The 22,069-nt window shown below is 75.9% G+C and carries 19 protein-coding genes; 12 read left to right on the top strand and 7 right to left on the bottom strand.

Features of this window, described 5'->3' with window-relative positions:
* Positions 1–95: 95 nt before the first annotated feature.
* The 3 genes from ACZ5WK_RS18315 to ACZ5WK_RS18305 form a co-directional block, all read right to left on the bottom strand.
* On the bottom strand, positions 96–1,436 hold the full coding sequence (locus ACZ5WK_RS18315) for an SUKH-4 family immunity protein (protein WP_465548428.1): 1,341 nt from the start codon (positions 1,434–1,436) through the stop codon (positions 96–98).
* A gap of 178 nt (positions 1,437–1,614) precedes the next feature.
* Entirely contained in the window at positions 1,615–4,584 is a 2,970-nt protein-coding gene (locus ACZ5WK_RS18310) for a toxin glutamine deamidase domain-containing protein (RefSeq protein ID WP_465548427.1), read from the bottom strand.
* 84 nt (positions 4,585–4,668) lie between these two features.
* Entirely contained in the window at positions 4,669–5,094 is a 426-nt protein-coding gene (locus tag ACZ5WK_RS18305) for a hypothetical protein (RefSeq protein WP_396321875.1), read from the bottom strand.
* A 258-nt stretch (positions 5,095–5,352) separates the two neighbouring features.
* On the opposite strand from ACZ5WK_RS18305, the gene ACZ5WK_RS18300 reads away from it, so the two are divergent.
* Positions 5,353–6,162 carry a DUF3109 family protein gene (locus ACZ5WK_RS18300; RefSeq protein WP_465548461.1) on the top strand — a complete coding sequence of 270 codons (810 nt, stop codon included), beginning with the start codon at positions 5,353–5,355 and terminating at the stop codon, positions 6,160–6,162.
* 19 nt (positions 6,163–6,181) lie between these two features.
* Here the strand turns inward: ACZ5WK_RS18300 and ACZ5WK_RS18295 are convergent, their stop codons facing one another.
* Together ACZ5WK_RS18295 and ACZ5WK_RS18290 are read right to left on the bottom strand one after the other, a co-directional pair.
* Positions 6,182–7,351, bottom strand: a complete 1,170-nt coding sequence (locus tag ACZ5WK_RS18295; protein WP_396321876.1) for an NADH-quinone oxidoreductase subunit D — start codon at positions 7,349–7,351, stop codon at positions 6,182–6,184.
* The gene (locus ACZ5WK_RS18290) at positions 7,348–8,364 is read right to left on the bottom strand and encodes an SAM-dependent methyltransferase (protein ID WP_465548426.1); all 1,017 of its coding nucleotides are present in this window, start codon (positions 8,362–8,364) and stop codon (positions 7,348–7,350) included. Before ACZ5WK_RS18290 ends, ACZ5WK_RS18295 begins: the two co-directional genes overlap by 4 nt.
* 165 nt (positions 8,365–8,529) lie before the next feature.
* On the opposite strand from ACZ5WK_RS18290, the gene ACZ5WK_RS18285 reads away from it, so the two are divergent.
* The 8 genes from ACZ5WK_RS18285 (at position 8,530) to ACZ5WK_RS18250 (ending at position 16,460) form a co-directional block, all read left to right on the top strand.
* Positions 8,530–9,723: a sensor histidine kinase gene (locus tag ACZ5WK_RS18285; protein ID WP_465548460.1), complete on the top strand. Its 1,194-nt coding sequence runs from the start codon at positions 8,530–8,532 to the stop codon at positions 9,721–9,723.
* Positions 9,724–9,780: 57 nt separating this feature from the next.
* Entirely contained in the window at positions 9,781–10,470 is a 690-nt protein-coding gene (locus ACZ5WK_RS18280; protein WP_396321878.1) for a response regulator, read from the top strand.
* Between the two features lie 88 nt (positions 10,471–10,558).
* Positions 10,559–11,503, top strand: a complete 945-nt coding sequence (locus ACZ5WK_RS18275) for a Rossmann-like and DUF2520 domain-containing protein (RefSeq protein ID WP_465548425.1) — start codon at positions 10,559–10,561, stop codon at positions 11,501–11,503.
* A 3-nt stretch (positions 11,504–11,506) separates the two neighbouring features.
* Complete coding sequence (gene panC, locus ACZ5WK_RS18270; RefSeq protein WP_465548424.1) at positions 11,507–12,412, top strand: pantoate--beta-alanine ligase; 906 nt, start codon at positions 11,507–11,509, stop codon at positions 12,410–12,412.
* A 92-nt stretch (positions 12,413–12,504) separates the two neighbouring features.
* Positions 12,505–12,954, top strand: a complete 450-nt coding sequence (panD, locus tag ACZ5WK_RS18265) for an aspartate 1-decarboxylase (protein ID WP_396321881.1) — start codon at positions 12,505–12,507, stop codon at positions 12,952–12,954.
* A 17-nt stretch (positions 12,955–12,971) separates the two neighbouring features.
* Positions 12,972–14,675 carry an L-aspartate oxidase gene (locus ACZ5WK_RS18260; protein ID WP_465548423.1) on the top strand — a complete coding sequence of 568 codons (1,704 nt, stop codon included), beginning with the start codon at positions 12,972–12,974 and terminating at the stop codon, positions 14,673–14,675.
* Between the two features lie 4 nt (positions 14,676–14,679).
* Positions 14,680–15,642: a carboxylating nicotinate-nucleotide diphosphorylase gene (nadC, locus tag ACZ5WK_RS18255; protein WP_396321883.1), complete on the top strand. Its 963-nt coding sequence runs from the start codon at positions 14,680–14,682 to the stop codon at positions 15,640–15,642.
* A gap of 32 nt (positions 15,643–15,674) precedes the next feature.
* Positions 15,675–16,460, top strand: coding sequence for a type III pantothenate kinase (locus tag ACZ5WK_RS18250; protein ID WP_465548422.1), 786 nt, complete (start codon positions 15,675–15,677; stop codon positions 16,458–16,460).
* Positions 16,461–16,478: 18 nt separating this feature from the next.
* Here ACZ5WK_RS18250 and ACZ5WK_RS18245 read toward each other — a convergent pair whose 3' ends face one another.
* Together ACZ5WK_RS18245 and ACZ5WK_RS18240 are read right to left on the bottom strand one after the other, a co-directional pair.
* The gene (locus ACZ5WK_RS18245) at positions 16,479–17,546 is read right to left on the bottom strand and encodes a hypothetical protein (RefSeq protein WP_465548421.1); all 1,068 of its coding nucleotides are present in this window, start codon (positions 17,544–17,546) and stop codon (positions 16,479–16,481) included.
* Positions 17,547–17,599: 53 nt separating this feature from the next.
* The gene (locus ACZ5WK_RS18240) at positions 17,600–18,154 is read right to left on the bottom strand and encodes a SigE family RNA polymerase sigma factor (RefSeq protein ID WP_465548420.1); all 555 of its coding nucleotides are present in this window, start codon (positions 18,152–18,154) and stop codon (positions 17,600–17,602) included.
* Positions 18,155–18,403: 249 nt separating this feature from the next.
* Between ACZ5WK_RS18240 and ACZ5WK_RS18235 the strand changes: the two genes are divergently transcribed.
* Genes ACZ5WK_RS18235 through ACZ5WK_RS18225 form a run of 3 tightly spaced genes read left to right on the top strand, consistent with a single transcriptional unit; the run spans position 18,404 to position 21,989 of the window.
* Complete coding sequence (locus ACZ5WK_RS18235) at positions 18,404–20,065, top strand: peptidoglycan-binding protein (protein WP_465548419.1); 1,662 nt, start codon at positions 18,404–18,406, stop codon at positions 20,063–20,065.
* Positions 20,062–20,757 (top strand): ABC transporter ATP-binding protein, encoded by a 696-nt coding sequence (locus ACZ5WK_RS18230; protein ID WP_465548418.1) that lies wholly within the window; start codon positions 20,062–20,064, stop codon positions 20,755–20,757. The genes ACZ5WK_RS18235 and ACZ5WK_RS18230 overlap by 4 nt, the downstream gene beginning before the upstream one ends.
* Complete coding sequence (locus ACZ5WK_RS18225; protein WP_465548417.1) at positions 20,754–21,989, top strand: ABC transporter permease; 1,236 nt, start codon at positions 20,754–20,756, stop codon at positions 21,987–21,989. Before ACZ5WK_RS18230 ends, ACZ5WK_RS18225 begins: the two co-directional genes overlap by 4 nt.
* The last annotated feature ends 80 nt before the right edge of the window (positions 21,990–22,069 follow it).

Here is a 22,069-nt window from a genome sequence, read left to right as displayed (position 1 = left end):
AGTACGGTCGGCTCCCCTCAGGGTGCGCCCGCTCCCCGGGACGCCCGGCCGCGGCGCACCACAGATCGCCCGGACGCACGCGCCCGCCTCCGCCGTCACAGCAGGCCGTCCCAGAGCTGCTCGACTATGACGGCCCACCAGTTCTCCGGGTCGTCGAAGACGGTCGGGTCGATCGCCGCCAACCCGCGCTGCAAGGCGTCGACGGCGGCCCCGGCGGCCAACGGGTCGAGCCCGCGCAGGCCGGGCAGCCGCTCGGCGAACAGCGCCAGGCAGCGGACGAAGGACGCCGGCCCGTCGTTGCAGTGCCGGGCGGTGGCGTAGTCGGGGTCGACCGCCCGGACGGCGCCGCAGGCGGTGTCCACCGTGATCAGTGCCCAGCCGTCCGTGCCCAGCAGCAGCTGCGGGGCCAGGGCCAGGCGCTCCCGCTCAGCCACCCGGGTGCCGCGGCCGATCTCCGCCAGGTGGCCGGCCAGCGGCGGCAGCACCGTACCGGGCCGGGTGCCGTCCGCGATCGCGTCCGGCCGGGGGTGGTGCAGCGCGAAGAAGCCCTCGACCGCCACCGGCACGCCGACCGTCAGCAGGACGCGGGCGGAGGCCTCCGGCAGGTCCGCCCGGGCGACGTCCGCCGGGTCGAACCGCTGGACGCCGCCGGCGCCGAACCGTTCCACCAGCCGGGCCGCCAGCACCCCGTCCGGCTCGGCGGGCACCGGCGGCAGGGCGCGCGGGAACGGCACCCGGTTGCGGGCCGGCGCACCCTCCCCGGGCCCCCCGGGCCCCCCGGGCCCCCCGGGCGCCTCGGGCGGCAGGGCGCGGACGGCCGACGCACGGTGGTCGAAGTACGGCCCGTACGGCAGGTCGAAGCCCACCCGGACGTCCGGCAGCTCGGCCGCCAGCGCGTACGCCGAGTAGCCGCCGGGCAGCGCGCTCAGCCGCAGGTCGGTGTGGACGGACAGCATGTGCTCGGCCCGCACGCCCTGCTCGCGCAGCCACCACCAGCCGCGCAGCGCCGGGTGCGGCAGGCCGGGCGCCGAACGCAGCGCCAGCGAGCGCACCTCGCCCAGGTCGTCCCGGTAGGTCAGCTCGGCCCGGGTGCCCCGGCCGGTGGCCGGCGGCCGAGCCGGGTCGTGGGCGCCCGCACCGAGGAAGTCCCGGTAGAGCGCGACCACCGCGTCCACCGGCACCGACGGCCAGACGGTGAACCGCCCGGTCTCCCGGTCCACCACCGCACAGGCCGCCCCCACCTCCTCGGGAGCCCGCCGCTCCCCCGTCAGCGGGTCGACCCGGGCCGGCGACGGCTCGGCCCAGACCACCCAGCCCAGCTCGAACTCGTGCGAGTGCACCCGTCGGCTCCCGGTCGAACCGTCGGCCGAAGCCCTCGGCAGCTCGCCGTTGATCCAGCGGTGGGCGGCCTCGATCGCCTGCGCGCGGGTGGTCACGTGGTGGAGCTCCTTGCATGGGCGCGAGCACGGACGGACGGACCGGACGGCGGGCACCGGAGCGCCGGTCCGGCCTCCGGCCCCCCACCGGCCACCTGCCAGGATCCCACGCGCCGCCGGCGCACCGGCCGGCCCGGCCCCCGCCCGGGGGGACGGCGCCGGGCGGACGGACGGGACGTCACGAGGCCTGGGCCGTGGCGAAGTCGGGGCGGCGGGCGGCGAGGTCGAGGGGGCGGCCGTCGGGGTCGAGGGCGATGGCCCAGAGGCCGTGGGCGGCGTCGTGCAGGGGGGCGTGGCCCTGGCGGCCGACCTGGTGGTCGAGGTAGGTCACGGTGTCCTCGTGGTTGACGGCGTTCCAGGCGTGCGGGCGGCCGAAGCCGTCCAGGGTGAGCAGCACGGCCTGGGCGCCGTGGCCGGCCCGCCGCAGCTCGCCGGCAAGCCGGCCGAAGGCCGTTCCGCCGTCGCCGAGGTCGCGGAAGGGTGCGCCGAGTTCCCGTTCGGCGCGGTCCCGCCCGCCGCGTTCGCCCGCGTCGCCCTCGGTGGGGATGCGCGGGGCCGCGCAGGTCGGGCGGCCGGTGAAGGTGTCGACGGCGGAGAGGGCGATCTCCAGGCTGTTGTTGGCCCGGCCGGGCTCGCGGTGCCCGCCGTCGTTGACGACCTCGGCCCAGCCGCCGGCCGCCGGGTCGGGGTGACGCAGCGGCAGGCCGTCGGCGTCCCGGGGCGCGCGGCGTTCGATCTCCCGCTGGTGCTCCGGGTCGACGGGGCCGAGGCCGCCGGGCAGGCCGTAGGGGCGGCTGTCGGCGATGGTCCGCAGCCGGAGGACGAGCTCGTCGGGGGCGGTGCCGCGCCTCCCCCGCAGGGCGAGCTGAAGGGCCATCGCGTGGGCGGTGGCGACGGGCACGGCGGCCCAGTCGAGCCCGGTCTGGCCCTCGGCCGGGGAGCCGTCGGGGCGGCGCCGCTGGTCGCCCGGGTGGAACTCGGGGCGCCCGGCGCCGGGGCCGGCGACCGGCGGGGCGCCCGGGGGCGGCGGCACGATCAGCGGGCCCGGTGTGGTGACGGGGTGCGGGGTGCCGGTGGCGGCGCGCGGGCCGCCCCCCGGCCCGGCGCCGGGCCGGGCCTCGCCGGGGGCGTGCTGCCCGGAGGCGCCGGGCGCCGCGGACCCGCCGGGCACCGGGCTGCCCGTGCCGACCGGGACGCCGACCACGCCGGCGGGCCCGGCCGGTACCGGCGCACCGGGGTGGGCGCCGCCGGCCGGCGGACCGGCGACGCCGCCGCCGAACGGTGCCGTGCCGTGCCCGGCCGCCGGCGGGGCGGCGCTGTAGCCGCCGCCGTAGCCACCGCTGTAGCCGGCCGACCCGCCGCCGAGCGGGCCGGGGCCGGTCGGGCCCGCGGCCGGTCCGGCCCCGACCGGCACGTTGAACGGGCCGTTGTAGGAGGTGCCGCCGTACGAGCTGCCGTGCGAGGCGCCGCCGCCCGACGGCGCGTCCGGCCCCGGCGTGTACGACGGGTACGAGGCGGGCGCCGACGGCGCGGGCGGGGCGAGCACGGAGTCGGTCCGCACGGTGACGGGCCCGCCGCCGGAGGCGTGCGAGGCCGCGGCCGGGGTGGCCGGCGCCAGGTTGTAGTCCCCCTCGGCCGGGCCGCCGCCCCCGCCGCCGTGGTGCGCCGGGGAGGCCGGCCGGTCCGGGGTGTCGGGGCGGGCGGGTGGCGGCGACCAGTCGCCGCCACCGGTCACCGGGCCGGTCCGCACCGGCGCCCGGCCGCCGTCGGCGGCGGCGTCCGCGCCGGGGCCACCCGAGGAGCCCGGCCCGCCGCCACGGCCGTGCCCGTTGCCGTCGGCCCCGGCCATGATCACCAGATCGTCCGGCCCGGCCCCGGTCACCCCCGTCCCGGGTGCCACGGGAGCGCCCGGCGCGCCGGGCAGCACGGCCCCCGGCCCGTCGGCGAGCGGGCCGCCCGGCTTGCCGTCGAGCCCGTGGCCGTTCCCCTTGCCGCCCCCCGCAAGGTCGGACAGCGGGACGACGACCTCCTTGCCGTCCTTGTCGGTCAGCACCGGCCGGCCGTCCTTGCCGAGCACCGGCCGCCCGTGCTCGTCGACCTTGACCGTGAGGTCCTCCACCCCGACCACCGGCCTGCCGTCCGCGCCCCGGACGACGAGCAGGCCGCTCGGGTCGGCGACCGGCGTGCCGTCGGCCCGGACGATGACCGGGTTGCCCAGCTCGTCCAGCACCGGCCGGCCGGTCTCGTCCAGCTTGACCGCGAGCCCGGGGACGCCGACGACCGGCTTGCCGTCCTCGCCGATCACCGGCTTGCCGTCCTCGCCGACCACCACCGCCAGGCCGGCGCCGCCCGCGCCGAGCACGCCGGGCTCGCCGAGCGCGGCGGGCAGGCCGGCGGCCAGCGGGTCGAACGCGCCGCCGGGGCCGGTGGTGTACGAGGCCGGGCGGACGCCGCCGGGGCCCCCGTCCGGCCCGAGGCGCAGCATGGCGACCACGGCGGGCTCCTTGAGCGTGCCGCTCAGCCCGTCCTTCATGGCCCGGCCGAGTTCGTCCAGCAGCCCGCCGATCTTCAGCTTCGCGGCCTCGACGGCGAGCGCCGCCGTCACCTCGGCGACCTTCTCGGTGGCGGCGTTCTGCACCCCGGTCGCGATGGCGTTGACGCCCTGCCGGAGCCCCCCGAAGACGCCGCCGGGGGCGCTGCCCCCGCTCTGGGTGGTCTGGGTGGCGGCGGCGATCGCGGCCGCGGCCTCCTTGGCCTTGGCCGCCTGCTCCTCGGCCTTCTTCAGCTCGGCGGCCAGCTCGGTGAGGGTGGCGACGATGTCGCCCTTGCAGCTGTCGACGGCCCGGGCGGCCTTGTCGAAGGCGCCGGCGATCAGGCCGGTGGCGGAGTGGGCGTCGTCCAGGTGGCCCTTGCCGCTCCCGCTGAACGCCTGCCAGTACGCCTCGAAGGCCTCCACCGCGCGGCCGGAGTTGTCCCCGGCGACGCGCTTGGCGGAGTCCCCGCCGCGCTTGCCGAGGCGCTCGGCCTCGGTGCCGAACTCGCGCCAGAGTCCGGCTGCCTTGCGCAGCCCGTCCTCGTCGGCCTGCGGCCACTGGTGACCGGTCCTGGCCAGTACCGGCGCCAGCTCCTCGGGCAGTTTCCGGGACACGTGCCTCCCCCTTCGACGTGCGGTCTTCGAACTGCGGACTTCGCCGTGCGGGCCATCGGCCGCACCGGCCGGACGGGCCGGAGGTCAGGCCGACATGTCCTTGGGGACGGTCTTCCCGCCCGCCGGGGTTGCGCCCGGCCTCCCGCCCGGCACCGCCGCGCCGGGCCCCGCCCCGCCGCCGAACCCCGTCGCGGCCGAGGTGTCCGCGTCCGCGGTCCGCTCGGCCATGGTGTGCAGCCCGGAGCCGACCTGGCCGAGCCGGCCGGCCAGCCCGCGCAGGCCGCCGAGCAGCCCGCCGTGCGCGTCCTTGTAGACGGCGGCGAACCCGCTGCCCGGCTTGTCCAGCCCCCACGGGCTGCCGAGCGCGGCGAGCGCCTGCTCCAGGGTGGCGGCGGCCTTCCCGAAGTCCTGCGAGATCTTCTCGAACTCCCGCCCCTCGCCGTGCAGTTCCCACGGCTTGATGACGAACTTGCCGCCTCCGGACCCGCCTGTACTGCTGCCGCTGGCCATCCCCGTACCTCCCCGTAGCGGACCGGCCGCCATCCTAGGGCCGCTTCCGGGCGCCCCCGCAGCACGCCGGGGACCTCTTCACCCCGCCTTCACGCCCGCCGACGCGGCGTACCCCTGCCGTCACCCGGTGAAATCGTCGCAAATGCCCAAGCCACGGGCGGTTCGCACCGGGCGCCGAGGCTCTACCCTTGCCGAGTGGCAGCAGCAGACACGTCCAAGAAGAAGTCCAAGACCGGCACCACCGCGGTCGACCTCGCGATGCCCACCCTGCGTGCCGAGGTCCCGCTCGACTTCCCGCGCGCCTGGGTCGAGTTCGGCGACCCCGACGACGAGGAGCAGGTCTTCCGCTGCGACCTCACCTGGCTGACCTCCCGCTGGTCGTGCATCTTCGGCCAGGGCTGCCAGGGCATCCGCGAGGGCCGGGGCGAGTCGGACGGCTGCTGCACGCTCGGCGCGCACTACTCGGACGAGGACGACGAGCAGCGCGTGGCCGGCCACGCGGCCCGGCTGACGCCCGAGCTCTGGGAGAACTTCGCGCACGGCACCGACGCCAAGGGCCGGATCAAGCCGGACGGCGGCATCACCATGCTCGACGAGGACGGCGACCGGCAGACCCGCCGGGTCAACGGCGCCTGCATCTTCGTCAACAGCCCGGGCTTCGCGGGCGGCGCCGGCTGCGCCCTGCACGCCCTCGCCCTCAAGGAGGGCAAGGAGCCGCTGGAGACCAAGCCGGACGTCTGCTGGCAGCTCCCGGTGCGCCGCACCTACGACTGGATCGACCGCCCGGACGACACCCGCTACCTCCAGGTCACCATCGGCGAGTACGACCGCCGCGGCTGGGGCCCGGGCGGCCACGACCTGCACTGGTGGTGCACCGGCAGCCCGGACGCGCACACCGGCGCGGACCCGGTGTACGTCAGCTACCGCCCCGAGCTCACCGAGCTGATGGGCAAGGCCGCGTACGACGTGCTGGCCGGCCTCTGCGAGCAGCGGATCGCCACCAAGGGCGACCGCAGGGTGGCCCCGCACCCGGCCGACCCGGCGAAGCCGAAGAAGAAGCAGCCGTAGGCGCGGGCTGCTCGGCGGCCTACTTGTCGATGTCCCCGACGACGAAGAACATCGAGCCCAGGATCGCCACCATGTCGGCGACCAGGGTGCCGGGCAGCAGCTCGGTCAGCGCCTGGATGTTGTTGAAGGACGCCGAGCGGAGCTTGAGCCGCCAGGGCGTCTTGTCGCCGCGCGACACCAGGTAGTAGCCGTTGACGCCGAGCGGGTTCTCGGTCCAGGCGTAGGTGCTGCCCTCGGGGGCCTTGAGCACCTTGGGCAGCCGCAGGTTGACCGGGCCGGGCGCCAGCGTGGCCAGCTTGTCGAGGCAGGCGTCGGCGAGGTCCAGCGCGTTGACGGTCTGCTCCAGCAGGCACTCGAAGCGGGCCAGGCAGTCGCCCTCCTCGCGGGTGACCACGGTCAGCACCGAGCGCAGCTCGTCCGAGCCGTACGCGAGGTAGGGCTCGTCGCGGCGCAGGTCGAAGTCGAGCCCGCTGGCGCGGGCGATCGGCCCGCTGACGCCGTACGCCTCGGCGTGCGCCCTGCTGAGCACGCCGACGCCGGCGGTGCGGGCGCGGAAGATCTCGTTGCCGAGGACGAGGTCCTCGAAGACCGGCAGTTGCGACCGGACGGTGGCGACCGCCGCACGGACCCGGCCGAGCCAGCCGGCCGGGAGGTCCTCCTTGAGGCCGCCGACCCGGTTGAACATGTAGTGCATCCGGCCGCCGGAGGCCTCCTCCAGGACGTGCTGGAGGTCCTCGCGGCCGGAGAAAGCGTGGAAGATCGGGGTGATCCCGCCCAGCTCCAGCGGGTAGGAGCCGAGGAACATCAGGTGGTTGAGCACCCGGTTCAGCTCGGCGAGCAGGGTGCGGATCCAGACCGCGCGCTCGGGCACCTCCATGCCGAGCATCCGCTCGACGCCCAGCACCACGCCCAGTTCGTTGGCGAAGGCGGAGAGCCAGTCGTGCCGGTTGGCCAGCATGATGATCTGCCGGTAGTCGCGGGCCTCGAAGAGCTTCTCCGCGCCGCGGTGCATGTAGCCGATCACCGGCTCGGCGGTCACGATCCGCTCGCCGTCCAGCACCAGCTTCAGGCGCAGCACGCCGTGGGTCGCGGGGTGCTGCGGGCCGATGTTGAGCACCATGTCGGTGGTGCCCGCCTCGCCCGTGAAGTTCTCGGCTCCCGCCCCGATGCCGACCGTGGTCTCCCTCATGACCCCAGAGTCTGCCATCCCGGCAGCATCCCCAGGCTCTCCGGTACCGGCATGCGGACGGTCTGCGCGAGCCAGCCGAACGCGCCCAGGCCCGCGGGGTCGGTCAGCTCGGCGCCCTCGCCCGCGGCGCCGAGCGCCCGCAGGTAGGCGAGGGGGTCGGTGGAGGCCAGGGCGAGCGCCGGGCGGGCGCCGCTGACGCCGAGCGCCCGCAGGGCGTCGCGCTGCGTCGTCCACAGGCTGTGGAGACCGGGCACGGCCACCGCGTCCAGCGCCACGTGCGCGGTGACGTCGCGGGAGCCGTCCGGCACCGGCGGCACCTCGCGTCCGGCCCGGAAGCCGGTCAGGGTGGCCAGCGGCGGGCGGCGGGCGGCGGTGTGCCCGTAGTCGACGGCGACGGCGAGGCCGCGCTCAAGCCCGGCGACGGCCCGCGCCCAGGCCGCGTCCCGGGGCCCGCCGAACTCCACGTACGCCCCCGGGTGGCGGACCGGCCACCAGCGGGCGGCCCAGGCGGCGTCCGCCGCGTCCACCGGCCCGCCCGGGCGCTCGACGCCCGTCACGGTGTCCACCTCGACGTAGCGCAGCACCCCGTCCCCGTCCACCTCGCCGGCGTCCAGCGGCACGTTGTCCAGCCACTCGTTGGCGAACAGCAGCCCGGTGACCCCGCTCGGCACCTCGTCCGTCCACAGGGCTGTGGACGGACATGCGTCCGGCCGGTCGGCGATCTCCACGCCGTACGGCCGCAGCCGGGCCCGCACCGCGTCCGGCAGCTCGGCCAGCACGCCGGCCAGCAGCTCGCCACGGCCCGCCCCGACGTCCACGAAGGCCAGCTCCTCCGGACGGCCGAGGGCCGCGTCAACCTCCAGCAGCAGCCGGGCCACCGCACGGGCGAACAGCGGTGAGGCGTGCACGGAGGTGCGGAAGTGCCCGGCCGGGCCCTCCGGCCTGCGGTAGAAGCCGCCGTCCGGGTCGTACAGGGCCCGTTCCATGGCGGGCTGCCACCGCATCCAAGTCATGCAGCGGGACGCTACCGGGATCCGGGCGCACCCTCCCAAACGGAGCGGGGGCTTCTCCGACCTAGGGAGTAGGACGGATCGCCCTCCCGGCGGACCTGGGCACACTGTGCGACTGCCTACGCTTGAGACGTGCAACGACTCAACGCCTGGCTCCGCCGTCACCCCATGGTGGTCGACTCCGCCTGGGCGGCGATCGTGCTGTTCTTCGGGGTGCTGCCCAGCGACGCCGGCGAGGAGGAGTGGCGCGGGGGCGTGCAACTCGCCGTGGCGATCATCCTGCCGCTGCTGATGGTCTTCCGGCGGCGCCGGCCCGACCTCACGGTGGCCGCCGCCGTCGTCATCGGGCTCACCCAGGTCGCGCTGAACGTCGACCCGGGCGCCTCCAGCATCGCCTACCTCGTCTTCGCGTACACCGGCGCCGCCTTCGGCTCCGCCTGGATCTCCAGACTGGCCCTCGCCGCCGGCCTGGCCGCCGGGCCGCTGGTCTTCTGGCAGCAGGGGCTGCTCAAGAGCACGTACCACCCGGAAACCAGGACGACCACCCTCCACCCCTACGGCGTCGGCGAGACGCTCCTCATCATGGCGCTGATGACCAGCCCCTTCATCCTCTGCTGGGCGTGGGGCCGGCTGACCCGGGTGCGCCGGGCCTACCTGGTCGAGCTGGAGGACCGCGCCGCCCGGCTGGAACGCGAGCGGGACGCCCAGGCCAAGGTGGCCGTCGCCGCCGAACGGGCGCGGATCGCCCGTGAGCTGCACGACGTGGTCGCGCACAACGTCTCCGTCATGATCGTCCAGGCCGACGGCGCCGCGTACGTCCTGGACAACTCGCCGCAGCAGGCCAAGGAGGCCCTCGGCACGATCGCCTCCACCGGGCGCCAGGCGCTGGTCGAGATGCGCCGCCTGCTGGGCGTGCTGCGGACGGCCGACACCGCCGAGGAGTACGTGCCGCAGCCGGGCATCGAGGAGCTGCCCGAGCTGCTGGACCAGGTCCGCACGGCCGGCCTCCAGGTGGAGTTCGCCACCTCGGGCAACCTCCGCGAGCTGCCCCGCGGCGTCGAGCTGACGGTCTACCGCATCGTCCAGGAGGCGCTGACCAACGTCCGCAAGCACGGCGGCCCCGACGTGCACGCCCGGGTCGCGGTCGACTTCGGCGAGCGCGAGCTGGCCGTCCTGGTCGAGGACGACGGCCGCGGCTCCACCGACGAGCAGCTGGCCACCGGCGGCATCGACGGCCAGGGCCACGGCCTGATCGGCATGCGCGAGCGGGTCGGCATGGTCGCCGGCAGCCTCGACGTCGGGCCGCGCCCCGGCGGCGGCTTCCGGATCCGCGCCGTCCTGCCGCTCAAGGCAGCCCACTGACCGGGCCGCCCCCCCCCCGAACGCCCCCACCGCGCCGCCCCCGAACTAGGAGCCACCTTGACCATCCGCGTGATGCTCGTCGACGACCAGGAGCTGCTGCGCACCGGCTTCCGGATGATCCTGCAGTCACAGGGCGACATCGAGATCGCCGCCGAGGCCGGCGACGGCGCGCAGGCCCTGGAGAAGCTGAAGCACACGGAGGTGGACGTGATCCTGATGGACGTCCGGATGCCCCGCCTGGACGGTGTGCAGACCACCCGCCGGATCTGCCTCGCCGAGGACGGCAGCCCCCTGCCGGACGCCCCGCACGTCCTCATCCTCACCACCTTCGACCTCGACGAGTACGCCTTCGCCGCGCTCAAGGCCGGGGCCAGCGGCTTCCTGCTCAAGGACGTGCCGCCGACCGAGCTGGTGGCCGCGATCCGCGCCGTGCACGGCGGCGACGCGGTGGTCGCGCCCACCACCACCCGCCGCATGATCGACCGCTTCGCCGAGGTGCTGCCCACCCCGGCCAGCGCGCCCGGCCCGGACACCCTCGGCCCGCTCACCGAGCGCGAGCGCGAGGTCTTCCTGCTGGTCGCCCAGGGCCTGTCGAACGGCGAGATCGCCGCCCGGCTGGTGCTCTCCGAGGCCACCGTGAAGACCCACGTCGGCCGGATCCTGGCCAAGCTCGGCCTGCGCGACCGGGTCCAGGCCGTCGTCCTGGCCTACGAGGCGGGTCTGATCCGGGCCGGCGCCACGGATTGAAGGCGCGCCGGGCCGCGCCCGTAGAATGGGCCGGTGCGTCCGGTACCCGAGGAGGACCGGAACGGAGAGTGAGGACCAGGGCCGAGCCGTGAGCAGTGCCGACAGTGCCGACTTCACCCCGCTCGCCGACGGTTTCGGCGACCCGGCCGACCCCGGCAACCGCCCCGCCCGGCTCGCCGTCGGCGTGGTCGGCACCGGCCGGGTCGGCCCCGCGCTCGGCGCCGCCCTCCAGCTCGCCGGGCACCGGGTGGTCGCCGCCTCCGGGGTCTCCGCCGCCTCCCGCCGACGCGCCGACGCGCTGCTGCCGGGCGTACGGATCGTCACCCCGCCGCAGGTCCTCGCCGCCGCCGACCTGGTGCTGCTCACCGTCCCCGACGACGCCCTGGCCGACCTGGTCGCCGGCCTCGCCGCGACCGGTTCGGTCCGCCCGGGCCAGCTGCTCGTGCACACCTCCGGCGCGCACGGCGTCGCCGTCCTGGAGCCCGCCACCCGGGCCGGGGCGCTGCCGCTGGCGCTGCACCCCGCGATGACCTTCACCGGCACCTCCGTCGACCTCGCCCGCCTCGCCGGCTGCCCGTTCGGGGTGACCGCCCCCGAGGAGCTGCGCCCGGTCGCCGAGGCGCTGGTGGTGGAGATGGGCGGCGAGCCCGAGTGGGTGCCGGAAGGCGTCCGCCCGCTCTACCACACGGCCCTCGCGCACGGCGCCAACCACCTGGTCACGCTGGTCGCGCAGGCCCTGGAGCTGCTGCGCACCGCCGGGGTCGCCGAACCCGGCCGGCTGCTCGGCCCGCTGCTCGGCGCCGCCCTGGACAACAGCCTGCGCTCCGGCGACGCGGCCCTGACCGGCCCGGTCGCCCGGGGCGACAGCGGCACCGTGCGGCGCCACCTGGCGCAGCTCAGTACGGTGTCCCCGGACATCCCGGCCGCCTACCGGGCGATGGCCCGCGCCACCGCCCAGCGGGCGCTCGCGCACGGGACGATCGACGAAGCGTCGGCGGCGGCACTGCTGGACGTACTGAACGAGGAGAGCTGACCAATGGCACGCGGCAAGCAGCCGGGCAAGGCCCAGCGGGCACCCAAGGTCCACCGGGCCGTCGTGACGCGCACCGTCGCCGACTTCGAGGCGGCCTTCTGGCCGGACGAGCAGCCGGTGGACAACGCGGTCGTGATGACCATGGGCGCACTGCACGAGGGCCACGCCGCGCTGATCCGGGCCGCCCGCAAGCAGGTCGGCCGGGAGGGCCGGGTCGCCGTCACCGTCTTCGTCAACCCGCTGCAGTTCGGTGCGGGCGAGGACCTGGAGCGCTACCCGCGCACCCTGGACGACGACGTCAGGCTCGCCGAGGAGTCCGGTGCCGACGTGGTCTTCGCGCCGTCCGTCGACGAGGTCTACCCGAACGGCGAGCCCCAGGTGCGCCTGGCGGCCGGCCCGATGGGCGCGCGCTACGAGGGCGCCACCCGCCCCGGCCACTTCGACGGCGTGCTGACCGTGGTCGCCAAGCTGCTGCACATCACCGACCCGGACTTCGCCTTCTTCGGCGAGAAGGACGCCCAGCAGCTGGCGATCATCCAGCGGATGGTGGCCGACCTGGACTTCGACGTCGAGATCGTGGGTGTTCCGACGATCCGCGAGGAGGACGGGCTGGCGCTCTCCTCCCGCAACCGCTACCTCTCGGACGAGGACCGCGTGCACGCGGCGGCCCTCTCCAAGGCGCTGTTCGCCGGCCGCGACGTGGCCGCGCAGGGCCCGAAGGCCGTCCGCGAGGCCGCCGCGGCCGTCCTGGACGCCGCCGAGGGCGTCACCCTCGACTACCTCGCCCTGATCGACCCGCACGCCTTCACCGAGGCGGCGGACGACTTCCAGGGCGAGGCGGTGCTGGCCGTCGCCGCGAAGGTGGGCTCGACCCGCCTGATCGACAACGTCCACGTCATCTGCCGCTAGGCGGATGGGCACGAAGCACAGAACCACCCGGCAACCCGGGCGAATCCGGTAGGCAACCCCCAGGCATGCACTCACAGGAGGCGTGACCCGCAATGCTCCGCACCATGCTCAAGTCCAAGATCCACCGGGCCACCGTGACCCAGGCCGACCTGCACTACGTCGGTTCCGTCACGGTGGACGAGGACCTGCTCGACGCCGCCGACCTGCTCCCCGGCGAGCTGGTCCACATCGTCGACATCAACAACGGCGCCCGGCTGGAGACGTACACCATCGCCGGCCCGCGCGGCTCCGGCGTGATCGGCATCAACGGCGCCGCCGCCCGCCTCGTCCACCCGGGCGACCTCGTCATACTCATCGCCTACGGGCAGATGGACACCGCCGAGGCCAAGGGCTACGAGCCGAAGGTCGTCTTCGTGGACGCCGACAACCGGATCACCGGCATGGGCGGCGACCCCGCCGAGGCCGGGGAGGGCACCGGGCTGCTCCGCGGCGACCAGGCGTACGGTGACGGCAACGACGCGGCCCCGACCGCCGCGCGCTGAAGGAGCCACTGAACGCCATGTCCGTCACGCACCGCCTCGCCGCCCCCGCCCCCGGCTGGACGACCACCACCGACGTCGTCGTGGTGGGCTCCGGCGTGGCCGGCCTCACCGTCGCCCTCAACGTCCGCAAGGCCGGCCTGCGGGCCGTGGTGGTCACCAAGGCGATGCTCGACGACGGCTCCACCCGCTGGGCCCAGGGCGGCATCGCCGCCGCCCTGGGCGAGGGCGACACCCCCGAGCAGCACCTGGCCGACACCCTGGTGGCGGGCGCCGGACTCTGTGAGGAGGAGGCCGTGCGGACCCTCGTCACCGAGGGCCCGGAGGCCGTCCGCCACCTGATCGCCACCGGCGCCGCCTTCGACCGCGGCGAGGACGGCGAGATCCTGCTCACCCGCGAGGGCGGCCACCACCGGCGCCGGATCGCGCACGCGGGCGGGGACGCCACCGGCGCCGAGATATCGCGCGCGCTGGTGGCCGCCGTGCGCAGCGACCCGGGCCTGGAGCTGATCGAGCACGCCCTCGTCCTCGACCTGCTGACCGACGCCGACGGCCACGCGGCCGGCCTGACCCTGCACGTGATGGGCGAGGGCCAGCGCGACGGCGTCGGCGCCATCCGGGCCCGCGCGGTGGTGCTCGCCACCGGCGGCATGGGCCAGGTCTTCTCGGCGACCACCAACCCGGCGGTCTCCACCGGCGACGGCGTCGCGCTCGCGCTGCGGGCCGGCGCCGAGGTCACCGACCTGGAGTTCGTCCAGTTCCACCCGACCGTGCTCTGGCTCGGCCCGGAGGCCGAGGGCCAGCAGCCGCTGGTCTCCGAGGCGGTCCGCGGCGAGGGCGCGCACCTGGTCGACGCGGCCGGCACCCGGTTCATGCTCGGTCAGCACGAGCTGGCGGAGCTGGCCCCGCGCGACATCGTCGCCAAGGCGATCACCCGTCAGATGCAGCTGCGGGGCACCGACCACATGTACCTGGACGGGCGGCACTTCGGCGCCGAGATGTGGGAGCAGCGGTTCCCGACCATCCTCGCCTCCTGCCGCGCGCACGGCATCGACCCGGTCACCGAGCCGGTCCCGGTCGCCCCGGCCGCGCACTACGCCTCCGGCGGCATCCGCACCGACCTGCACGGCCGCACCACCGTCCCGGGCCTGTACGCCTGCGGCGAGGTGGCCTGCACCGGGGTGCACGGCGCCAACCGGCTGGCGTCCAACTCGCTGCTGGAGGGCCTGGTCTTCGCCGAGCGGATCGCCGCCGACCTGACCGGCCGGCACCGCGCGGGCGACCTGCCCGAGCGGTCGGTGGACGTCGCGGCCGCCCGCGCCGCGCACGCGGTGCCGCTGCCCGCGCCCGAGGCGCGCGCCGAGATCCAGCGGCTGATGTCGCGCGGCGCCGGCGTGCTGCGCTCGGCCGCGTCGATGGCCGGCACCGCCGCCGGGCTCGCCCTGCTCGCCGGGCCGGGGTCAGCTCACAGCCGCCGGGCCGGGGGCGGGTCCGCGGACGGCGCCGAGGAGAAGCCGGCCGACCCCCGGGTGGAGACCTGGGAGGCCGCCAACCTGCTGCTGGTCGCCACCGCCCTGGTCACGGCCGCCGCGCAGCGGGCCGAGACCCGCGGCTGCCACTGGCGCGAGGACTTCCCCGAACGGGACGACGCCCACTGGCAGCGCCACCTGATCACCACCCTCACCGCCTCCGGCGACCTTGTCAGCACCCCTGAGGAGCAGTAGAACCATGACCCACTCCCACGAGGAACTCCCGATGGCCGGCGGCTGCGGCGACGGCTGCGCGTGCGGGGACGGCGAGGGCTACGAGACCGGCCTGGACCCGCAGCTCGCCGAGCTGCTGGAGGAGGCCGGGCTGGACCCGATCGAGGTCGAGGACATCGCCACCCTGGCGCTGGCCGAGGACCTGGCCGGCGGCGAGGACGTCACCTCCGTCGCCACCGTGCCGGCCGAGGCCGTCGCCACCGCCGACTTCACCGCCCGCGAGGCCGGCGTGGTGGCCGGCCTGCGGATCGCCGAGGCCGTCGTCTCGCTGGTCTGCGAGGAGGAGTTCGAGGTCGAGCGGCACGTCCAGGACGGCGACCGGGTCGAGGCCGGCCAGGTGCTGCTCTCCGTCCGCAGCCGCACCCGCGACCTGCTGACCGCCGAGCGCAGCGCGCTCAACCTGCTCTGCCACCTCTCCGGCATCGCCACCGCCACCCGCGCCTGGGCGGACGCCCTGGAGGGCACCGGCGCTGTGGTCCGCGACACCCGCAAGACCACCCCGGGCCTGCGGGCGCTGCAGAAGTACGCGGTCCGCTGCGGCGGCGGCGCCAACCACCGGATGGCGCTCTCCGACGCCGCCCTGGTCAAGGACAACCACGTGATCGCGGCCGGCGGCGTCGCCGAGGCGTTCCGGGCGGTCCGGGCCGCCTACCCCGACCTGCCGGTCGAGGTCGAGGTGGACACCCTGGAGCAGATCCCGCCGGTGCTGGACGCCGGGGCCGACCTCATCCTGCTGGACAACTTCACCGTCCCGCAGCTCAAGGAGGCCGTCGAGCTGGTGGCCGGCCGCGCCCGGCTGGAGGCTTCCGGCGGCCTGACCCTGGCCTCCGCGCACGAGGTCGCCCAGACTGGTGTGGACTACCTGGCCGTGGGCGCGCTCACGCACTCCTCGCCGATCCTGGACATCGGCCTCGACCTGCGCGCCTGATCACCTGATCGCCCCTCACGCAGAAGGCACCCATGCTGCTCACCATCGACGTCGGCAACACCCAGACCACACTCGGCCTGTTCGACGGCGAGGAAGTGGCCGAGCACTGGCGGATCTCCACCGATCCGCGCCGCACGGCCGACGAGCTGGCGGTCCTCCTGCAGGGGCTGATGGGCTCGCACACCGCGGTCAACGAGGCCGCGGTGGAGGGCCTGGCGATCTGCTCGTCCGTCCCCTCGGTGCTCCACGAGTTCCGCGAGGTGACGCGCCGTTACTACGGTGACGTCCCCGCGGTGATCGTGGAGCCCGGGGTGAAGACGGGCGTGCACGTCCTGATGGACCACCCCAAGGAGGTCGGCGCCGACCGGATCGTCAACGCGCTGGCCGCCAACCACCTGTACGGCGGCCCGTGCATCGTGGTCGACTTCGGCACCGCCACCACCTTCGACGCGATCAACGCCCGCGGCGACTACGTCGGCGGGGCGATCGCCCCCGGCATCGAGATCTCCGTGGAGGCGCTCGGCGCGCGCGGCGCCCAGCTGCGCAAGATCGAGCTGGCCCGGCCCCGCAACGTGATCGGCAAGAACACCGTCGAGGGCATGCAGTCCGGCATCCTCTACGGCTTCGCCGGCCAGGTCGACGGCCTGGTCGACCGGATGGCCCGGGAGCTCGCCAAGGACCCGGACGACGTCCAGGTCATCGCCACCGGCGGGCTGGCCCCGCTGGTCCTCGGCGAGGCCGGCACCATCGACGTGCACGAGCCCTGGCTGACCCTGATCGGCCTGCGCCTGGTCTACGAGCGCAACCGCCCGAGCTGAGCCCCGGCGGACGCCGCCTCAGGGAGCGGCCGGCGGCGAGGCCTGGGCCGTCACCGGACCGCTCTGCGGGGTGGCCTGGGCCGTCACCAGACCGGCCGGCGGGGTGGCCGGGAGCGTCACCGAACCGGCGGGCGGGGTGGCGCCGTCCGGCTTCGGGAGCGGCGGCTGGGGCACCGTCGCGCCGGCCCCCGGGACCGGGGTGGCCGGGCCCTTCCGCTTCGCGTCCTCGACCAGTGCGGACACCATGTCGGAGGGCAGCGGCCGGCCGCTCTCGTGGGTCACGACGATGCCCGGGCCGCCGTCCGGCCCCTGGATGGTGGTCGTCACGTAGGGCTGCTTCTCCCCCGGGATCGCGGCGGCCACCCGCTCCCAGCGCCGGTCGGCCACCACCTCGGCCATCCGGTCGGTGGTCAGCGGCGGATCGGCCCTGGTGACGGGGGAGTCCTTCTCCAGCGGCTTGCGGTTCCACTCCTGGAGCATCAGCTGGTAGCCGTTCTTCGAGTACAACGAGGCGGACCAGGTCTTCGATCCGGCCGGCTCGCCGGACCGCGTCCCTGCCTGGTAGACCACGACGCGTGACCCGTCCGCCGCGGTGGTCTCGGCGCAGACGTCGGGTGCGACGGTGTGCTCGCAGCCGCCGTCCGCGACCTTCACGGCGCGGGTGATCCAGAACAGGTACTGCACCACGCCCTGCCCGTCGTCGTAGGTCAGCCGCAGCTGCGGGCTGCCGCCCTCGGTCCCCCTGGCCTCACCGACCTCGACGACCTTTCCGGCCGGCAGCAGGCCGGTCAGCATGCCGAGGAACTCCTGGCCGGAGACCGGTGCGGCCGAGGCCCCGGAGGCCGGGACGGCGCCCTCACCGCCGGTCAGGGAGCCGACGGCGACACCGCCGACCCCGATCAGCGCCAGCGCGGCGGCACCGGCCAGGACCGACGCCCGCCGGCGGCGGCGCAGCCGGCGGCCGTACGCCCAGCCGGTGTCGACCAGCGAGGTGGTCTCGGTCTGGAATGTCTCCCCCGCGCTTGTGATCGCCGCGGCGAAGTCCTGCTCGTACTGGGCGTCGGGAAGATCCCGGTTTGCGGGCATGCTGAACCACCGTTTCAGGTCGGTCGGTCGGGTGTGCGTGAAGGCGAGCCGGCTCAACGCCCGGCGAGCTCGCCGAGGCTGTCGCCGAGTACGGCGCGGATCCGGTCGAGCGCCCGTACCGTCCGGGTGCGGACCGCGCCCGAACTGCTGCGAAGGATCTCGGAGGTCTCCTCGACGCTGCGGTCCTCCCAGTAGCGCAGGACGAGCACCGCCCGGTCACGCGGCGGAAGCCGGCCGAGGGCGTCGACCAGGGTCAGCCGCAGTGCCGGGTCACTCTCCCGGGCGGCGCCGTCCGGGACGGCGTCGACGGGCTGCTCGCCGCTGCTGCGCCGGCTGCGGTGCGAGAGGAAGGCGCGCACCAGCACCGTGTGCGCGTACCCCGCCGGGTTGTCGATCCGGGCGCGCGGGACGAACCAGGAGGTGCGGTGCCACTGGGCGTAGATCCGCCCGAGGGTCTCCTGGACCAGGTCCTCCGCCAGGTGGGTGTCCCCGCCGGTGAGGAGGCAGGCGGTGCGGTACAGGTGCGGGGTGCGGGCCGCCGCGAAGGCCCGGAAGTCCTCGTCCCGGCCCTGGACTCCTGCCGTCCGAAGCTGACCTTCTCGTGCCATCTGCCGGGCTCCCCTGCCTCGTTTTCCCCTACACCTGAATGACCGGCGGCGGCCCGGGGATGTTACAGAGGTCCGCCGGGCGCGGGTCCGCGGGAACGACGGGGGTTCGGCCGGGGGGTCGGAGGGGACCGCGGCCCGGGCCCTCTCCCCGGGCAACAGGCCATCTGATTTTCCGTCAATGGTGTTGTATACAAGCCTGGTTGACCCAGTCGTGAAACGTGGCCCGGGGGGCCGGATCGAGGGTGGGGCATGACGGAGTTCGAGGGGACGGCCGGGGGCAGGCCGGCCGGGGGGCCGGAGGCGCTGGAGGACGAGTCCGGGCGGCACGGGCTGCGGCGGCGCGGACGGCTGCTGTTGGCCGTGGTGGCGGCCGCGGTCGCCCTCTCCGGCGGCGGGCTGGCCGCCTCACTGGTGATCAAGTCGCCCGCGCAGGCGGCGGCGGAGAGCGACCCCCCGCCGGCAGACGTGCTGACCGCCCCGGTGGAGAAGCGGGTGCTGACCGACTCGGTGGTGGTCCGCGGGCAGGTCAGCGCGGGCCAGTCGGTGGACGTGGCGCCGGCCGGCGGCGGGGCGGGCGGGGTCAGGCCGGTGGTGACCAAGCTGCCGATGAAGGCCGGCGACCAGGCCCGGGCCGGGCAGTCGGTGCTGGAGGTGGCCGGGCGGCCGGTGTTCGCGCTCAAGGGCGACCTCCCGGTCTACCGGGACCTCAAGCCCGGGGCCACCGGACAGGACGTCCGACAGCTCCAACAGGCCCTGGAGGAGCTCGGTTTCGGCTCGGACGGCGACCCCGGGGGCACCTACGGGGCGGCGACCAAGACCGCGGTGAAGGCGTTCTACGCGGCGCACGGCTACGACCCGCTGCCGGCCTCCCCGGACGGGGACGCCCAGGTGTCGGCCGCCCAGGACGCGGTGACCGGCGGCGAGCGGGCGCTGTCCGACGCCAAGGACGCTCTGAAAGCCGCCCGGAAGCGGTACGACGACGCGGTGGCCGCCCAGCAGTCCGCCCGGGCCCCGGGCCCCGCGACGGCCATGGCAGGCGCGCCGGCCACCCCGCCCCCCGGCGGCGGGGTGACGGGCTCCGCCGGCGCGGGCGCGAGCTCCACGGGCACGGGATCGGCCGCCGCGGGCGCGGGCTCCGCCGGCGAGAGCCCGGTGGACGCCGCCCGCACCGCCGTCGCCACCGCCCAGAAGCAGGTGACCCGCTCCGGCGAGGACCTCGCCAGGCTCCGGAAGAAGGCCGCCGACGTCACAGCCGCCGACGGCCCGATGGTCCCGGCCGCCGAACTGCTCTTCCTCTCCGGCTTCCCCGCCCGGGTGGACGCCGTCACCGGCCGGATCGGCGGCGAGGTCAGCGGCAGGGTGCTGACCGTCTCGGCCGGGGCCCTGGTGGTCAAGGGCACGCTGACCGTCTCCGACAAGGGCCTGGTCCACCCCGGCCAGCCGGTCGAGATCCTCTCCGAGGTGACCGGGGTCAAGGCCACCGCCAAGGTGGCGGCCGTCGCCGACGCCCCCGGCGACGGCCAGCAGTCCGCCCCCGGCAGCACCCAGGGCGGCACCGGCCAGCAGGCCGGCGGCGGTCAGGGAGGCGGGCCGGCCGGCTATCAGCTGGTCGTCCAGCCGGACGCCCCGCTCGACCCGAAGCTGGCCGGCCAGGACGTCCGCCTCACCGTCCAGGCCGCCTCCTCGGCCGGCCCGGTGCTGGTCGTCCCGCTGTCGGCGGTCTCCGCGACGGCCGACGGCAAGACCGTGGTGACGGTCTACGAGAACGGGCGGCGCCGCCGGGTGGAGGTGACCCCGGGCACGGTCGGCGGCGGCAGCGCGGAGGTCCGGCCGCTGACCGAGGGCGCGGTCGGGCCCGGCGACCAGGTGATCGTCGGCGTGAAGGACGCCTCCGGGGCGGGCGCCCCGTGAGCACCCCCGTCGTCGAGTTCCGCCAGGTCGGCCTGACCTACCCGGGGCCGCCCCCGGTCACCGCCCTCAGGCCCTGCGACCTGGCCGTCGCCCCGGGCGAGTACGTCACGGTGACCGGGCCTTCCGGCTCCGGCAAGTCCACCTTCCTCAACCTCGCCGGCCTGCTGGACACCCCCACCACCGGCCGGTACCTGCTGGACGGCATCGACACCGGCGCACTCCCGGACGGCGACCGCACCGCGCTGCGCGGGCGCCGGATCGGCTTCGTCTTCCAGTCCTTCCACCTGCTGCCGCACCGCTCGGCGGCCGAGAACGTCGCCCTCGCCCTGCTGTACACGGCGGCCCGCGGCCGCCGGGCCGCCGCCGAGCGACGGGAGCGCGCCCGCGCGGCCCTCGTCCAGGTGGGCCTGGGCCACCGGCTGGACGCCCTGCCGACCCGGCTCTCCGGCGGCGAGCGGCAACGGGTCGCGATCGCCCGGGCGCTGGTCGGACGGCCCTCGCTGCTGCTCTGCGACGAGCCGACCGGCAACCTGGACACCGCCACCGCGGAATCCGTCCTCGCCCTGCTGGACGAGCTGCACGCGCGGGGCCTGACCGTCCTGCTGATCACCCACGACCCGCAGGTGGCCGCCCGCGGCCGGCGGACGGTGGCGATCCGCGACGGCGTGCTGCGGGAGGTGGCCGCGGCATGAGGCTGCGCCGCCGTACCCCCGTGGTCGAACCGTCCCGGCTGCCGCTGCGCGACCTGCTCTCCGAGGCCCTGGCCGGGCTGCTGCAGCGGCCCGCCCGCTCGGCGCTGACCGGCCTCGGGACCGTCCTCGGGGTCGGCGCCTTCGTGGCCGTCCTCGGGCTGACCGCCACCGCCTCCTCCCGGATCGACTCCCGGTTCAGCGTGCTGACCGCGACCGAGGTGAACGTCGAGGACACCGGCGGGCCGCGGCCGGAGCTGACCGCCCTCTCCTTCCCCTCCGACGCCGACGCCCGGATCCAGCGGCTGAACGGGGTCGAGGCGGCCGGCGTCTACTGGCCGGTGCACCAGGCCACCGGCACCGTCCGGGCCGCGCCGGTCGGCCGGCGGAACGGCGGGGAGCAGGTGGCGGTGGTCGCCGCCTCGGCCGGCGTGCTGGCGGCGGCCGAGCCGCAGCTCGTCCAGGGCCGGACCTTCGACTCCTGGCACGACGGCACCGGCCGGCAGGTCGCCGTGATCGGCGCCGCGGTGGCGGCCCGGCTGGGGATCACCACGCTGGACACCCAACCCGCGGTCTTCCTGGACGGCAAGCCGTTCAGCGTCATCGGGATCGTCGGCGACGTCCGCCGCAAGGCCGACCTGCTGCTCTCCGTCACCGTGCCGCGCGGGGCCGCCGAGAGGCTGTGGGGCCCGCCCGACCGGAGCCGGGCGAAGATGGTCATCTCCACCAGGATCGGCGCGGCCCGGCAGATCGCCGACGAGGCCGCGCTCGCCCTGGACCCGGCCCACCCGGAGAACTTCAAGCCGGTGCCGCCCCCGGACCCGCGCACACTGCGCTCCGACGTCACCTCCGACCTCGACCGGCTCTTCCTGCTGCTCGCCGGGCTCTGCCTGGTGATCGGCGCCGTCGGGATCGCCAACACCACCCTGGTCGCCGTCCTGGAGCGGACCGGCGAGATCGGCCTGCGCCGGGCGCTGGGCACCAGGGGCCGCCACATCACCGGCCAGTTCCTCGCCGAGTCGGCCTCGCTGGGGCTGGTCGGCGGCCTGGTCGGCACCTCGCTGGGGGTGCTCACGGTGCTCGGCGTGGCGCTGGCCCGCGACTGGACCCCGGTCGTCGACCCCGCGACGGTGGCCGCCGCGCCGGTCATCGGCCTCGCCACCGGCCTGCTGGCCGGCGTCTACCCGGCCTGGCGAGCGGCCCGGATCCAGCCGGCGGAGGCGCTGCGACGCTGACGCCGCACCGGTCCGGCGCCGGCGGACGGCCCCGGCCCCCGCCCGGGCCCTTCGTCCACGGGACATCCGCGGGCATTCGG

It is taken from the genome of Kitasatospora sp. NPDC032757 (assembly GCF_055579305.1).
The sequence above is the reverse complement of the archived record's forward strand: the minus strand, read 5'-3'. Positions and strand labels throughout refer to the sequence as shown.